The sequence below is a fragment of the Nocardiopsis lucentensis DSM 44048 genome, assembly GCF_000341125.1.
Classification (GTDB): domain Bacteria; phylum Actinomycetota; class Actinomycetes; order Streptosporangiales; family Streptosporangiaceae; genus Nocardiopsis; species Nocardiopsis lucentensis.
The window spans coordinates 1-14008 of sequence record NZ_ANBC01000664.1 but is presented as its reverse complement, the minus strand read 5'-3'; the positions used below and the strand labels follow the sequence as shown (position 1 = coordinate 14008).

Sequence of the window (14008 nt, the reverse complement as noted above, 5' to 3'; positions counted from 1 at the left end):
CTTCGGGCCCAGCCAGACCGTCCACCACGTCGGCGATCAGCAGGCGGCTCTGGACGGGCTCGCCGCGGCCCTGCGCCCCGGAGGGCTGCTCGCGGTCGCCGAGGGCGGACTGCCCCCGCGTTACCTTCCCCGGGACATCGGCATCGGCCGCCCCGGGCTCCAGGCGCGGCTCAACGCCGCCTGGGAGGAGCGTTTCTCGCAGATGCGTGCCGGACTGCCCGGGTCGGTGGACCAGGTGGAGGACTGGCCCGCCATGCTCGCGCGCGCCGGTCTGGTCCCCACGGGGTCGCGGACCTTCCTCATCGAACACACGGCGCCGCTGGACCCCCGGGTACGCGAGTTCCTGCGCGTCCACCTGGAGCACGTGCTGGACACGTTGGGCGACGTGCTCGACGCCGAGGACCGGGCCACGGTGGAACGACTGGCGGATCCGGACGCCCCGGACGGCGTCCTGTGGCGCCCGGACGCCTTCTATCTGGCGGCCCCGACGGTGCACACCGCACGGGTGTGCCCCTAGTTCCTCGCCTTCCAGTCGACGATGATCGCCTGTTCGTCACCGACGACCCATCCGTCGTGGCCGGGCGGGATGCGTGCGATCTCCCCGGCGTGGAGGAGACGCTCGGAGCCGTCCGCCATCCGGACGCACAGCGATCCGGACACGATGTACCCGCAGTGGTCCAACATGCACAGATCGGTGCCCAAGGCGGGGCCGACATCCTTCGACCAGCGCCATCCGGGTTCGAGGGTGAGCCGGACGACGGCCATGCCGCCGACACGCACCACGTCGGCACGGCTCAGTTCCGCTTCCTCGCTCTCGGCGGGCGCCGTGAAGTCACCCACCTCGATCCCGGTGGCGTGCTCCTCGTCGAAGGCCTGCACTGTCGCCTGGTGGACGATACGGCCGTCCCGCAGGTCCAGCATCGTCATGCTCATGACCTTGCTGCCGTCGGGGTAGGAGCACCGCTCGGTGTAGGCGGCGTGGTCGCCCTCGACCACGCACTGGAGCACCTCGTGGCGCATGTCCCTGGCGAACAGCTCCCGCATGGTCGCCCCGATGGCGTCCCTGCCGTGCAGCACGGTGGGGGCGCTGGGCGGGGTGTGCTGGTCGAACATCTCCAGTTCGGCGTCGTCGGAGAACTGCGCCAGGAAGGTGTCGGCGTCGCGTGCCTCCACCGCGCGCTTGAGCAGTTCGGCGTCGAAGGGTCGGGCGGTCTCAGCTGCGGCGGACATGATCCGCCTCCTTCCGGACAGGGGTTGCCGTGGGGCGGTTCCACCCTCCCTTCCAGCGTGCGCCCCCTACTGGTACCGGTTCGCCCAAGGCGGGGTCACGTGACGGTCAGCCGCACGGCCTGCCCGACCGTGCCACGGTCCGACGGTTTCCCTTTCTCCGTGGCGATTTCCGCCGATGGGGGGGTTGTTTCGGTTCGGTTCCGCCTTCCTCACGTGCGGCTGAGCGGAATCGGGTTTTCCGTGGACGGAGGCGTTGGGTTCCCGCTATCGCAGTTCATCGGTCTCCTGCTGTCCGGATTCGGCCACACCCACGCATAACTTCCGGGTGCCCGGACTTTCGGTTTGACGTGTGCTGACACCGTCGTCGCATCGCTGGTGCGCGCGCGGGTTCAGGATGTGGCTCGGGTACGGTGGTGGGTGTCGAGATCCGTTTCCTGTTCGGTTTTTCACACATCTGCTGATCAGCGGGTGGGGCCCGCGGTATTCTCCCGTTCGTTCCGGTCAAGGGGCTTCACCGGCCATTTCGGAAGGGACGTGGGCATGGGAACGAAACAGAAGTTCGACGGCCTCGGTGAAGTCTATGACCAGCACAGGCCGCGTTACCCGCGGGAATTCTTCAGAACCATCGTGCGCGAGCTCCCGTACTTTCCCGAGGTGACGGTCGTGGACGCGGGCGCGGGCACGGGAATCGCGCTGGAGGGGCTGCGCCCGGCCCTGGGGGAGGAGGCGCGTTACCTCGCCGTCGACGTGTCCGAGGACATGGTCGACCGGGGCCGCGCGAAGTTTCCGGACGTGCGGTGGGCGGTCGGGGCCGCCGAACCGTTCCTGGAGGCGCTCGACGGCCCCGTGCAGCTCGTCGTGGCCGCGCAGTCCTACCAGTGGATGGACCGCCCCCGGTTCGTCTCGGCCTGCGTCGGCGCGTTGGCGCCCGGAGGACTGCTCGCGGTGGTGCAGAACAACCGCGACCACACCGCCAGCGAGTTCCTCGACGCCTATGAGGCCCTGCTGGAGCGGCACAGCCCGGGTCACACCCGCGACTACCGCGATTTCGACATCGCCGGGGAACTGGCGGCGGGGTTCGACCCGACGGGCGGGCACGTCGGAGTCTCGGTCCTCACCTGGCGCAGGCGGGTGGACGTGGCCGACTTCGTGAGCATGGCCGCGTCCTCGACCCAGGTGCGACGGGCGGTCGACCGCGAGGGAGAGGGGTTCCTGGATCTGGTGCGCGCGCTGTGCGAGGACCACGTACGGGACGGGGCCCTTGAGGTCGCCTACCGCTCGGAACTCTTCCTCGGCAACCGGGGGTAGGCCGCCTCACGGCCTCGAGAGACGGACGAACCCACAAGGAAGCGCCAACCTCGCACATTCGAGTAGAAGATCCATACAAGATCGCGAATGCGAGCATGATTCCGTTGGATAGTTCGCGAAAGCCAGTGCTACGTTCTTCCCATGCCCACCTACCGGATCAGCGACGCGGCCGAGCTTCTCGGCGTCAGCGCCGACACCGTCCGGCGGATGGTCGACTCCGGTCGCCTCCCCGCCACACGCGACGAGTCGGGCCGGCGCCTGCTTGACGGAGCCGCGCTCGCCAGGCACCTGCGCGCCGCCCCCGAGGACGACCCCGCCCGCGGGTACTCCTCCGCGCGCAACCGCTTCCGCGGGCTGGTCACCAGCGTGACCCGCGACGGTGTCATGGCCAGTGTCGAGATCCAGGCCGGACCCCACCGCGTGGTCTCCCTGATGAGCCGTGAGGCCGCCGACGAGCTCGACCTCCAGGTCGGCGGTCTGGCCACGGCGATCGTCAAGTCCACCAACGTCATCGTCGAGACCTCCGGAGGCCACCATGCCTGAGAGCCCCCGACACCCCCGCGCCGCCCTTCGGTGGACGGCCCCTCTCATGGCCGGAGCCCTCGCCCTGACCTCCTGTTCCGCGGCCGACGACGCCGGGCGGGACGGGGCGGGAACCGCCTCGGAGACCGGGCCCGCCGGAACGCTCACCGTCCTGGCCGCCGCCTCCCTCACCGACGTCTTCACCGAACTCGCCGAGGAGTTCGAGGCCGACAACCCGGGTGTCGAGGTCGAGCTGAGCTTCGCGGGAAGCAGTGCCCTGGCCACCCAGATCAACTCCGGTGCCCCCGCCGACGTGTTCGCCTCCGCCAACACCGACACCATGGCCCTGGTCGTCGACGGCGCGGGTCTGGACACCGCGTGGGCCGCCGACCACGGTGAGGACGGCGGGGTCTTCGCCACCAACACCCTGCGCATCGCCGTGCCCGCGGACAACCCCGCGGGTGTCGAGGATCTGGCCGACCTCTCCGACGACTCCGTGGCCACCGCCCTGTCCGCGCCGGAGGTCCCGTGCGGTGCGGCCACCGCCGCCGTCACCGACACGGCGGACGTCGAGATCGCCGCAGTCACCCTGGAGCAGGACGTCCGCGCCGTCCTGACCAAGGTCGAGCTCGGCGAGGTCGACGCCGGGCTGGTCTACGCCACCGACGTCGCGGCCGCGGGAGACGCGGTCGAGGGCATCGACTTCCCCGAGTCCGGCTCCGCGGTCAACGAGTACCCCGTCGGAGTCCTGGCCGGGGCCCCCGAACCCGAACTGGCCGCCGCATGGGTCGACCTCGTCCTGTCCGACACCGGGGCCGACGCGCTCACCGCCGCCGGATTCGGGACGCCGTGACCACCCCTGCCCCCACCCGCGGGCGCGCGCTGCGCGCCCGCTCGGGGCGCCCGCCCTGGATCCTGCTCGTCCCCGCTCTGCTCGGCGTCGCCTTCCTGGTCCTGCCTCTGCTCGGCCTGCTCGTCAGCACCCCCTGGGCGACCATGGGCGCACGGATCACCGATCCGGCGGTGCTGTCCGCGCTGTGGCTGTCCCTGTCCACCGCCACCGCCGCCACGGCCGTGTGCTTGGTCCTGGGGGTGCCGCTGGCCTGGCTGCTGGCCCGTGCGGACTTCCCCGGACGGCGCCTGGTCCGCGCCCTGGTCACCGTTCCCCTGGTCATCCCGCCGGTGGTCGGCGGTGTGGCGCTGCTCCTGGTCCTGGGGCGCAACGGCCTGCTCGGCCGCCACCTCGACGCCTGGTTCGGGCTGACGCTGCCGTTCACCACGGCCGCCGTCGTCATCGCCCAGGTGTTCGTGGCGATGCCGTTCCTGGTCGTGAGCGTGGAGGGCGCGCTGCGCGGAGTGGACGCCCGCTTCGAGGAGGCGGCCGCCACCCTCGGCGCCAACCGCACCACCGTCTTCGCCCGCGTCACCCTGCCCATGGTCCTGCCGGGCGTCGGCGCGGGCGCGGCCCTGTGCTGGGCCCGCGCCCTGGGCGAGTTCGGCGCCACCATCACCTTCGCCGGGAACTTCCCCGGCACCACCCAGACCATGCCCCTGGCGGTGTACATGGCCATGCAGCGCGACCCCGAGGCCGCCGTCGTGCTCAGCCTCGTCCTGCTGATCGTCTCCCTGGCCGTCCTGGCCGGACTCCGCGGGAGGTGGACGTGACCACCAACGACGGCCGACGCGCCCCGGCGCCCCGCCCCGGGGCCGATGTCCCCGCCCTCGACGCCCGGTTGCGGCTCGCGCGGGGCGACTTCACCCTCGACGTGACGCTGGAGGTCGCGGAGGGGGAGGTCCTCGCCCTGCTCGGCCCCAACGGCGCGGGCAAGTCCTCGGCCCTGCGCGCCCTGGCCGGTCTGGTCCCGCTCACCGACGGGCACGTGCGGGTCGGGGGACGCGACGAGACCACCACCCCGGTCGAGCGGCGCCCCGTCGGCGTGGTCTTCCAGGACTACCTGCTCTTCCGTCACATGAGCGCCCTGGACAACGTCGCCTTCGGGCCGCGCTGCCAGGGCCTGTCCAAGGCGGTCGCGCGCGCCCGGGCGGCCGAGCTCCTGGAGGGCATGGATCTGTCCGCCCAGGCGCGGTCCCGGCCGGGGCGGCTGTCCGGCGGGCAGGCCCAGAGGGTGGCGCTGGCCCGGGCGCTGGCCGTGCGCCCACGGTTGCTGCTCCTGGACGAGCCGATGGCGGCTCTGGACGCCAGCACGCGCGTCGACGTGCGCGCCCGGCTCCGCCACCTGCTGGAGGACTTCGACGGCGCGGCCGTCCTGGTGACCCACGACCCTCTGGACGCGATGGTCCTGGCCGACCGGGTGGCCGTGGTCGAGTCGGGCCGGATCGTCCAGCAGGGGACGCCGGCCGAGGTGGCCAGGCGGCCCCGCACCCCGTACGTCGCCCGTCTGGTCGGGCTCAACCTGTTCCGGGGCACGGCCGAGGGAACCGAGGTGACCGTGGACCGGCGGGACGCACGGGCGCCCTGGGTGGTCCACGTCCACGAGCCGCACGAGGGCGAGGTCCTGGTGGCCTTCCCCCCGCGAGCCGTCGCGCTGTACGCGGACCGGCCGCACGGCAGTCCGCGCAATCTGTGGCGGCTCACCGTGGACGGCGTCGAGCGGTTCGGCGACCAGGTCAGGGTCCACCTGGTGGGGCCGATGCCGCTGTCGGCCGACATCAGTCCGGCCGCGCTGGCCGAGCTGGGGCTGGTGCCGGGTGCCCCGGTCTGGGCGGCGGTGAAGGCCGCCGAGGCGGAGTGCTACCCGGGTTGAGCGGGGCCGGCTCCCGGAAACCGCCGGGCACGGCGGTGAGCGTGGCCCGGACCAGTGCAAACGTCAGCCCTCGGATGGGTCGAATCCGTACGAGGAAAAACCTCGGAACCTGGATATCCGACCCTCAGCCGGGGGAGACTGTAGGCACCCGGAGATGACAGTCCTTCCCCCGGCGGCTGAGGAGGGTGCCATGTCGCTGAGAGAACATGAGCGAAGAATCCTCGCGGAGATCGAACGGCAGCTCAGCGAGGAGGCACCGGAGCTCGCCGGGCGTCTGGAGGCCTTCGGGTCCGACGATCCCGATGCTCCGGCCGACCCCAGCCTGAGCGGCTGGCGGCCGTGGGTGGCGTGCGCCGTGATCGCGGCGGTCACCGCCGGACTGTTGGTTCTGCTCTTCGTCCTCACACCGAGCGCGCCCCCGCCCTCGCCGCCCAATCCCGCCGAGACGACCGAGACGACCGAACCCGCCGACACCCCGATGGCGCCCGCCCCGATCGGGCTGGACCCGCCCGGGACGGCGCCGTGACGGACCACCGGCGGCGGGGGCCGGGGGTCCGCCGGGTCAGAGCGCGTTGGTGAACATCGCGGCGATCGGTCCCGCCACGGACCCGCCGCCGCCTCCTCCGTCGACGACCAGGGCGAAGGCGACGTCAGCCTTGTAGCCGACCATCCACGCGTGGGTGGGCAGCTCGTCGTCCTCACCCTCCGGGGTGCCGTACTCGGCGCTGCCGGTCTTGCCGTACACCTCGCCCTGGAAGCCCGCGTCACGGGCGGTGCCGTCGGTGACCACGGCGCGCATCATCGGGCGGATGGACTCGGCGTTGGCGATCGGGTTCGGCTCGGGCAGATCGTCGCGGGCCGGGTCGGTCACCAACACCGGGTGCCGCCAGGAGCCGTCGGCGATCGCGGCCGGAACCGTGGCCATGTGCAGCGGGGAGGACTCGACCTGGCCCTGGCCGATGCTCTGCGCCCCCATCATCACGGCGCCGTCCGGGGCCGGGAAGCTGGGGTCGAAGTTGGGCACCCCGATGTCCAGCGGCGCGTTCATCCCGAACTGCTCGGCGCTGGCCACCAGGTCCTCCGACGACAGCCGCTCGACCACGCCGGCCACCAGAGCCGTGTTGCAGGAGGTCGCGAACGCCTCGGTCATCGTCTGCGCACCGTAGCCGGCCCCGCCCGCGTTGACGAACGCCCAGCCGCCCGGGTTGTACTCCTCCGGGCACTGCATCGTGGTGTCGGTGGTCATACCGGCGTCGAGCAGCGCGCTGTAGGAGATGATCTTGAGCGCGGAACCGGGCGGGTACCGGCCCTCGAAGGCGCGGTTGAACCCGCCGGGGACGTTCACCACCGCCAGGATCTCACCGGTGGAGGGGCGCACGGCGACCATTCCCGCGGGGTCGTCCGAGGTGAGGATGGCGGTGGCCGCCGCCTCCTGCACGGCCATGTCGATGCTGGTGGTGACGTCCTGGCCGTCGCTGCCGTCCAGGGTCGCGACCGTGTTGTCCTCCGTGGCCTCCAGCGACGCGGGGTCCTCGGCGGCGGCCGCGTCGACCATGAGGATGGTCGTGGCCGCCTCACCGGCCAGGCGCTCCTCGTAGGTGCGCTGGAGCCCGGACACGCCGATGGTGTCGCCGACGCTGTAGGCGGGGCGGAGCCGCTCGACGTCCTCCTCGGTGGCCTCACCCAGGGATCCGGTGAGCATCTGGAGCGACCCGGACACTCCCGGCGCGTCCATCTGGGTGCCGTCGGCGGCCAGGATGCGGCCGCGTTCGCCCCAGACGGTCGTGCGGGCGAGGACCTGGCCCTCGCCCAGCCCGGGGTAGGCGACCTCGGGCGTGAAGTCGACGAGCCACTGCCCGTCCTCCCGGACGAGGGGGAGTTCGCCCTCCCACCCCCAGTCGCTGGCGCCCGACATGGTGACGGTCACCTCATAGGGCGCGCTTCCGTCGCCTCCGTCGACCGTCGCGGCACCGACCTCGACGGAGACCGTATCCAGGCCCAGACCCGCGTCGAGCCCCTCCATGACCGCGGCCGCGTCACCTCCGGTGGTGACGGCGGCCAGCCCCGCGTAGTCGCGCTCCTCCCAGGCGGCGGCGTAGGCGGTGAGCGCCTCCTCCGGCCGGGGCCTGCCCAGCACGAACCAGGACACGGCGCCGCCGATCAGCGCCAGCACCGCCACCGCGGCGACCACGCCGATGACCAGACCCTTACGCGATCGGCGCTTCGGCGGTTCGAAGGCGTCGGGACCGTCGGGAACGCCGGGGCCGTACGGGCCTCCGGGGCCTCCGGGGCCGTCGGGAACGCCGGGGCCCCCGGAGCCGCCTCCGTACGGGTACTCGTCATCGTCGTATCCGGGCCCGGCCGGAGCGGCTCCGGACCAGTCCCGCGACCGGGGTGCCTCGGGACCCCATCCCCGTTCCGTCCGCTCGGGGGTCCATCCGTCCGGTTCCGCGTGCGAGGCCACCCCGATCGGGTAGGGCGTGTCGCCCCCGTGGGCGGGTACGCCCTGGTGCGGTGGCTCCGCGCGGTGCGCCTCGTCCGGCCGGGGGTCACCCCAGCCGCTCTCGGCCCAGCTGTCCTCCGCCCGGGCGGCCGGGGAGTCCTCGGGGACGACCGGGTGGGGCTGTGGGACGGGAACGTCCCAGGAGTCGTCGGGGCCCTGCGGGGGGCGCGGAGCCTGGTGGGTTTCCGGGGGTGCCACGGGGTTGGGGAGGCCGGGGTGGTCGGGCTCGGGGGTGGGGGGAGTCTCCGACCGCCGCGGGATGCGGTACGGGTTCTCCGGCCGGGCGCCCCGTGCTCGTGTGTCGTCCGAACCCTCGGGAGGCCCGGGAGAGCCGGGCTGCCGGGGGGACCAGTCATCCACGCCTGATCGTCCTTCGCTACGTCGTCAGCTTCTCGGACCTGAGGGACCGAACTTGCGGTCGGACACCCGACTGGCCGCCGGGAGCACGTACCGCGTCCTACAGGATCCTAGGACCCCGGTGGCGCGGGAGAAGTTCCGGTCCGCGCGCGGACGACGCTCCCCTGGTGGGGTGGTGTCGCGGGAAGGGGAGGGGGAGGAGGTCCCCGCCGAGTCGGGTCGGCGACCCGTAACAAACCGCGCGCCCCGCCCCCACCGAGGTGGGAGCGGGGCACGACGTGTGATGGCCGGTATGGCGGTCGCCTCTCGGCGCGGGGCACAACGGGGCTCCTGTCCGTACGGTCACCCACCCGGAGGGCGGGGCCGTACGCGGTATTCCGCGAAGGCAATAGTTGAGGCCCGGGGGACACTTGCTACCACACCGACCAACAGTGACTCTAACCCATACGACCGGCTCGTTGTTCCGGGACACGGGCTGGGACGGCATGAGCGATCTCACGGTGACTACCGGCCGGTATCGGGAACAAGGAAGGGCCGGTCCCGCAGAGGGGCGCGGGACCGGCCGGGAGCTCACGCGCGAAGGCCGGGCCATGCGCCGCGGACACCCACCGGCGGCGTCCACGGCGAAGGGCCTACTCCTGGCGCGCGATGCTGGTCTGTTCCTCTCGGGAGCGCAGCTTCAGGCGCTTGCGGCCGCGCTCGGTGCCCAGCTCCTCCTCGCGGGCCTCGATCCGCTGCCACCCCTCCCAGGTGGTGTACCGCACGCCGCGCGCCTCCAGCAGGGCGCGGAAGGCGACCGGGTCGGGCTCGGCGGCGGGGGTGAGGGCCTCGCGGTCGGCCACCAGGTTGGTGACCGTCTCCAGGGCGTCGCCCTTGGTGTGACCGATCAGGCCCACGGGGCCACGCTTGATCCACCCGGTGGCGTACACGCCCTCGATGGGCTGCTCGTCCAGGTCCAGGACCCGGCCCTCGGCGTTGGGGACCACGCCGCGCTCCTCGTCGAAGGGCAGGTCGGCCAAGGGGGAGCCCAGGTAGCCGATGGCGCGGTAGACGGCCTGGACCTCGTGGTCGACGAACTCGCCGGTGCCCTTGACGTTGCCGTCGCCGGTGAGCTCCATGCGCTCGGTGCGCAGGCCGGTGACGCGGTCCTCACCGGTGATCTCGACCGGGCGGTGCAGGAAGTGCAGGTGCAGACGGCGCTCGGAGCCCTTGGGGTCGCGGATCGCCCAGTTCTGGAGGACCTTGACGTTGGTCTTGACCTGGTTGGACTCTTCGCACGCCTGGAGGCTGCCCTCGTCCATGTCGAAGTCCTCGGGGTAGACGATGACCTCGACCCCGGGCTGCTTGTCCAGCTCGCGCAGCTCCATCGGCGTCGCCTTGCACTGGGCGATGCCGCGGCGGGCGAAGACGTGGACGTCGGTGATCTGCTTGGCGCGCAGACCTTCGTAGACGTTGTCGGTGATGTCGGTCTCCAGCAGGTCCTCGGCGCTCTTGGCGAGGATCCGGGCGACGTCGACGGCGACGTTGCCCGCACCGATCACGGCGACGCTGGTGCCCTCGACGTGCCAGGAGGGGGAGACGTCGGGGTGGGAGTCGTACCAGAAGACGAAGTCCGCGGCTCCGTGGCTCCCGGGCAGGTCGACGCCGGGGACGTCCAGCGGCCGGTCCCGGTCGCTGCCGGTGGCGAAGATGACCGCGTCGTAGTACTGGCGCAGATCCTCGAGTTTGAGGTCGATGCCGTACTCGACGTTGCCGTAGAAGGTGATCTCGGGCTTGTCCAGGATCTTGTGCAGCGCTCCCTGGATCTGCTTGATCCGGGGGTGGTCCGGGGCGACGCCGTAGCGGACCAGACCGTAGGGGGAGGGCAGTTTGTCGAGGATGTCGATGCTGACGGACGTGCCGCACGCGGACAGGGTCTCGTCCTTGGTGAGCAGGTCCGCGGCGTAAATGCCCGCGGGCCCCGCACCCACGATTCCCACTCGCAGTGGTCGCGTCATCGCACAGCTCCAAGTCTTCGCGCCAAGGTCGGACGCCATTGGTTAGGCTTACCTAATCTAACCGGTGGTGGCACCGGGAAAACCTACTATAAAGGTAGGCAATTGCTCTCGCGGCCCCGCGGGGGTGGTGGGCCCCAGGCACGGCCACTCGCGCGACATTCCAGACGGGAAGGGGGTTGTGGCCCCTTCGGCATGTCCCGACGAGGTGTCTCACCGGGGGTCAACGCCCGGTCAAGGGCGGATCAGCCCGTTGCCGGGTGTGGGGAAAGTCACGATCCGGAGCGGGTGGCGGGCCGGACCGAGGCGGGGGTCAGCTCCCCTGGGACAGCTCGGCCTTGACCGACGCGGCGAACCGGGGTACCTGATCCTGGCCGGACAGCTTGGCGATCGCGGCCATGATGGCGTCCGTGGCCGACCGGCGCGCCTTGGCCCTGTGGGCCTGGTCCTCCCACGGCGACAGGTCCACCGGTTCCCCGAAGCGCACCCCGACGCGGTTGAACGACGGGATCCGCCGGCCGCCGGGCAGAATCCGCTCCGTCCCCGCCAGCGCCACCGGCACCACCGGGGCGCCCGTGGTCAGCGCGAGCCAGGCCAGGCCGGTCTGTCCCCGGTACAGTCGGCCGTCGGGCGAGCGCGTGCCCTCGGGGAAGATCCCGAAGACCTCGCCGCCGCGTAGCACCTCGAGGCTGTTGTCCATGGCCTCCCGCGCGCTCTGTCCGGGGCGGCGGTCCACCGACAGCTGGCCGATGGCGCGCAGCGCGCGCGTGAAGGCCCGTTTGGGCAGCGTCCCCTCGTCGAAGAGCTCCTGCTTGGCGATGAAGCGCACGGGGCGGGGGCAGGCCACGCCGATGAAGAGCGGGTCGATGAGCGCGAGGTGGTTGGCGGCCAGGATCACCGGTCCCCGCGCGGGGACGTGGTGGACGCCCTCCACGCGCTGCGGCCACACCAGGCGTGTCGCGGGCGCGATGACGGCCTTGGCGGCTCCGTACAGTGACACGATGGGGTCGCCCCTTCTTCATGGTTGCCGGGTGGTGCGGGGAGGGGTGCCCCAGGGCACGCTCCGCGGACACATCAGCGGTATCCGCGGATCACGTCCTGGTGTCACGGTCCACCGCCGTGTTGCCTCCGAGCGTATCGGGGTTCGCGCGTGCACGGTGTGCCCCGGTCCAGCCGGTCTTTCCGCTTTCTCCCACTGCCGTGACGTGGGCCACACGCGCTAGGCTGTTGGTCTAGACCTCTGGCGAGGGTGCGGGGGTCGTTCCGGACGCGCGTGCGAAGCGAGGGAGACAGCCATGCCGAAACTGGTCGACGTCAGCCACCAGATCACCGACGGGATGACCACCTGTCCGGGGCTGCCCGAACCCGCCGTGGAGGAGGGGACCGCCTCCGGCGGCTCCGGGCCCGGCCACGAGACCAGCAGCGGACGGGTCACCATGGTCGGGGCCACCGGGACGTACGTGGAGATGCCCTCCCACCGCTACCGGGACGGAGCCGACCTGGCCGACCTCGACCTGGACCGGGTCGCCGACCTGCCCGGTGTGGTGGTCACCGCCACGGGCGCGCGCGCCATCGGCCCGGAGGTCCTCTCCGGTGTCGACGTGCGCGGTCGCGCCGTGCTCGTGCGCCCGGGGGGGCCCCGCCACTGGCGCACCGAGGCCTACGGCGGCCACGACCACCCCCACCTGACCGAGGACGCGGCCAAGGCCCTCGTCGACGGCGGCGCCAGGCTGGTCGGAGTCGACGGGATCGGCGTGGACGACACCTCCCCCGCCGCGGAGGGCGCCCGTCCCGCGCTCGCCCTCCTGCTGGCGGCCGGTATCCCGGTCGTCTCACACCTGTGCCTCCTCGACCAGCTGCCGGAGGAGGGGTTCACCTTCTACGCCGTGCCCGCCAAGGTGCGCGGCATGGCCGCCTTCCCCGTACGCGCCTTCGCCCTCCTGGACTGACGGTTCCCGGGACGCCGGCCTGCCAGCGTCCGCGGGCCGCGACGTGCGACCCGCCGGTCCTCAAAGGTCGGCGTCCACGTCCTTTTGCGCGCGCCGCTTCTCCCGCAGGGCACGGCGTTCGGCCTCCTGCTGGGCCGCGCGCTCGTCCTGGGCGACCGCGTTGGTCATCGAGTTGGACAGCGCCCGCAGCTCCATGTTGATCCGCGGATAGGCGGGCAGCCTCGGCAGTGCGCCCAGACGCGGTGTGCGCCGCTCCTCCATCGACGCCACCAGCTCCCTGAAGGCCAGGTCCACCCGCTGGAGCGTGATGACGCCCACCGGGGCGGGGTGCTCCAACGCCAGGGCGGACAGCGCCAGGTACCCGGTGCGCTGCGTGGCCACCACGACCGGCCACAGCGGGCGGGTGGCGGCTGCCCGGGGCACGTCGCCGATCGCGCTCTCGTAGACCCCGCGCAGGTTGACCAGGGCCGCCCGCATGTCGCGCCGCAGCTGGTACCGGCGCTCCGGTCCGATTCGCACGTCCTGGTCCAGGACCGCGACCACGCACTGGCGGGCGTTGTCCAGGACCCCGATGATCGCCTGCGGCAACCGGGCGGCCGACGCGCTGCGCCACAGCAGGAGCGCCCCCGCCAGACCGAACAGCGAACCGACCACGGTGTCGATGATGCGCGACTCGGCCAGCGCCGTGATCGGGTGGGGCGAGGCCGTGTGGGACAGCAGCAGTGCCATCGGGGTGAGCAGAACCGACGCGTAGAAGAAGTTGCGGCCCACGACCAGCTGGGTCAGGCCCATGAAGGTCCCGGCCAGGACCACGACCGCGGGCAGCGGCAGGTCGAGGGAGAGCAGGACCGCGGCGATCACCACGCCGATCAAGGTGCCCAGCGACCGCTGGAGCGACCGGTTGACCGTCAGGACGACGTTGCCGCCCTGGAGGACGGCGGTCGCGGTGATCGCCACCCAGTAGTAGTGGTCCAGCCCGAGCCACAGCCCGAACGCCCCGCCCAGAGTCACGGTGATCCACATGCGCAGCGCGGTCGGCCGGATCAGGGATTCCGGGCTCAGGCTGGACCTCAGCGCCCCCCACAGTGCCGGGTAGCGCTGGTCGTCCAGCTCGCGGGCGTGCTCGTCCTCCTCGTCGTGGCCGGAGCGGTGCGCCGCCTGCGCGGCCCTGGCCAGCAGACCGTACAGCCGAGCCTCCAGGGAGCGCGGGCGCATACCGCGTCGCAGGTCGTCGAGGTCGGCCGGATCGGGGGCCCGGTCGGGTTCGGCGACGGCGGGGACCAGCCGGTCGGCGAAGTCGGCCGCGTTGTCCGGCAGGGAGCTGGTCCGGGCCATGGACACCTGCGTGGCGGCCAGATGGATGTCGGAGACCCAGCGCAG

The 14008-nt window shown here is 72.2% G+C and carries 12 protein-coding genes and 1 pseudogene; 8 read left to right on the top strand and 5 right to left on the bottom strand.

Annotated features, from left to right (window positions below; translation table 11 throughout):
- A pseudogene (locus tag D471_RS40410) lies at nt 1-517 on the top strand (SAM-dependent methyltransferase); the annotation flags it as partial.
- Here the strand turns inward: D471_RS40410 and D471_RS0123455 are convergent.
- Nucleotides 514-1230, bottom strand: coding sequence for a nuclear transport factor 2 family protein (locus tag D471_RS0123455; RefSeq protein ID WP_017600879.1), 717 nt, complete (start codon nt 1228-1230; stop codon nt 514-516). The pseudogene D471_RS40410 and the gene D471_RS0123455 overlap by 4 nt on opposite strands.
- 627 nt (nt 1231-1857) lie before the next feature.
- Between D471_RS0123455 and D471_RS0123450 the strand changes: the two genes are divergently transcribed.
- From D471_RS0123450 to D471_RS0123425, 6 genes are all read left to right on the top strand, one after another.
- Complete coding sequence (locus D471_RS0123450; protein WP_241479694.1) at nt 1858-2538, top strand: class I SAM-dependent methyltransferase; 681 nt, start codon at nt 1858-1860, stop codon at nt 2536-2538.
- Nucleotides 2539-2679: 141 nt separating this feature from the next.
- Complete coding sequence (locus D471_RS0123445; protein WP_017600877.1) at nt 2680-3081, top strand: TOBE domain-containing protein; 402 nt, start codon at nt 2680-2682, stop codon at nt 3079-3081.
- Nucleotides 3074-3913, top strand: coding sequence for a molybdate ABC transporter substrate-binding protein (gene modA / locus D471_RS0123440; RefSeq protein WP_026128005.1), 840 nt, complete (start codon nt 3074-3076; stop codon nt 3911-3913). The genes D471_RS0123445 and modA overlap by 8 nt, the downstream gene beginning before the upstream one ends.
- Nucleotides 3910-4725, top strand: a complete 816-nt coding sequence (locus D471_RS0123435; RefSeq protein WP_017600875.1) for an ABC transporter permease — start codon at nt 3910-3912, stop codon at nt 4723-4725. Before modA ends, D471_RS0123435 begins: the two co-directional genes overlap by 4 nt.
- The gene (locus tag D471_RS0123430; protein ID WP_051059243.1) at nt 4722-5825 is read left to right on the top strand and encodes an ABC transporter ATP-binding protein; all 1104 of its coding nucleotides are present in this window, start codon (nt 4722-4724) and stop codon (nt 5823-5825) included. The genes D471_RS0123435 and D471_RS0123430 overlap by 4 nt, the downstream gene beginning before the upstream one ends.
- 190 nt (nt 5826-6015) lie before the next feature.
- Nucleotides 6016-6351: a DUF3040 domain-containing protein gene (locus D471_RS0123425; RefSeq protein ID WP_017600873.1), complete on the top strand. Its 336-nt coding sequence runs from the start codon at nt 6016-6018 to the stop codon at nt 6349-6351.
- A 36-nt stretch (nt 6352-6387) separates the two neighbouring features.
- On the opposite strand, the gene D471_RS0123420 is transcribed toward D471_RS0123425, so the two are convergent.
- The 3 genes from D471_RS0123420 to D471_RS0123410 form a co-directional block, all read right to left on the bottom strand.
- On the bottom strand, nt 6388-8688 hold the full coding sequence (locus D471_RS0123420) for a penicillin-binding transpeptidase domain-containing protein (protein ID WP_017600872.1): 2301 nt from the start codon (nt 8686-8688) through the stop codon (nt 6388-6390).
- 629 nt (nt 8689-9317) lie between these two features.
- On the bottom strand, nt 9318-10664 hold the full coding sequence (locus tag D471_RS0123415) for an FAD-dependent oxidoreductase (protein ID WP_017600871.1): 1347 nt from the start codon (nt 10662-10664) through the stop codon (nt 9318-9320).
- 328 nt (nt 10665-10992) lie between these two features.
- A complete protein-coding gene (locus tag D471_RS0123410) occupies nt 10993-11679 on the bottom strand; it encodes a lysophospholipid acyltransferase family protein (protein WP_017600870.1) in 687 nt (228 codons plus the stop codon).
- A 295-nt stretch (nt 11680-11974) separates the two neighbouring features.
- Here D471_RS0123410 and D471_RS0123405 point away from each other — a divergent pair, with 295 nt between their 5' ends.
- On the top strand, nt 11975-12628 hold the full coding sequence (locus tag D471_RS0123405) for a cyclase family protein (protein ID WP_017600869.1): 654 nt from the start codon (nt 11975-11977) through the stop codon (nt 12626-12628).
- Between the two features lie 60 nt (nt 12629-12688).
- Here the strand turns inward: D471_RS0123405 and D471_RS0123400 are convergent.
- The coding region (locus D471_RS0123400) for an FUSC family protein (protein ID WP_017600868.1) at nt 12689-14008 on the bottom strand (1320 nt) is incomplete at its 5' end.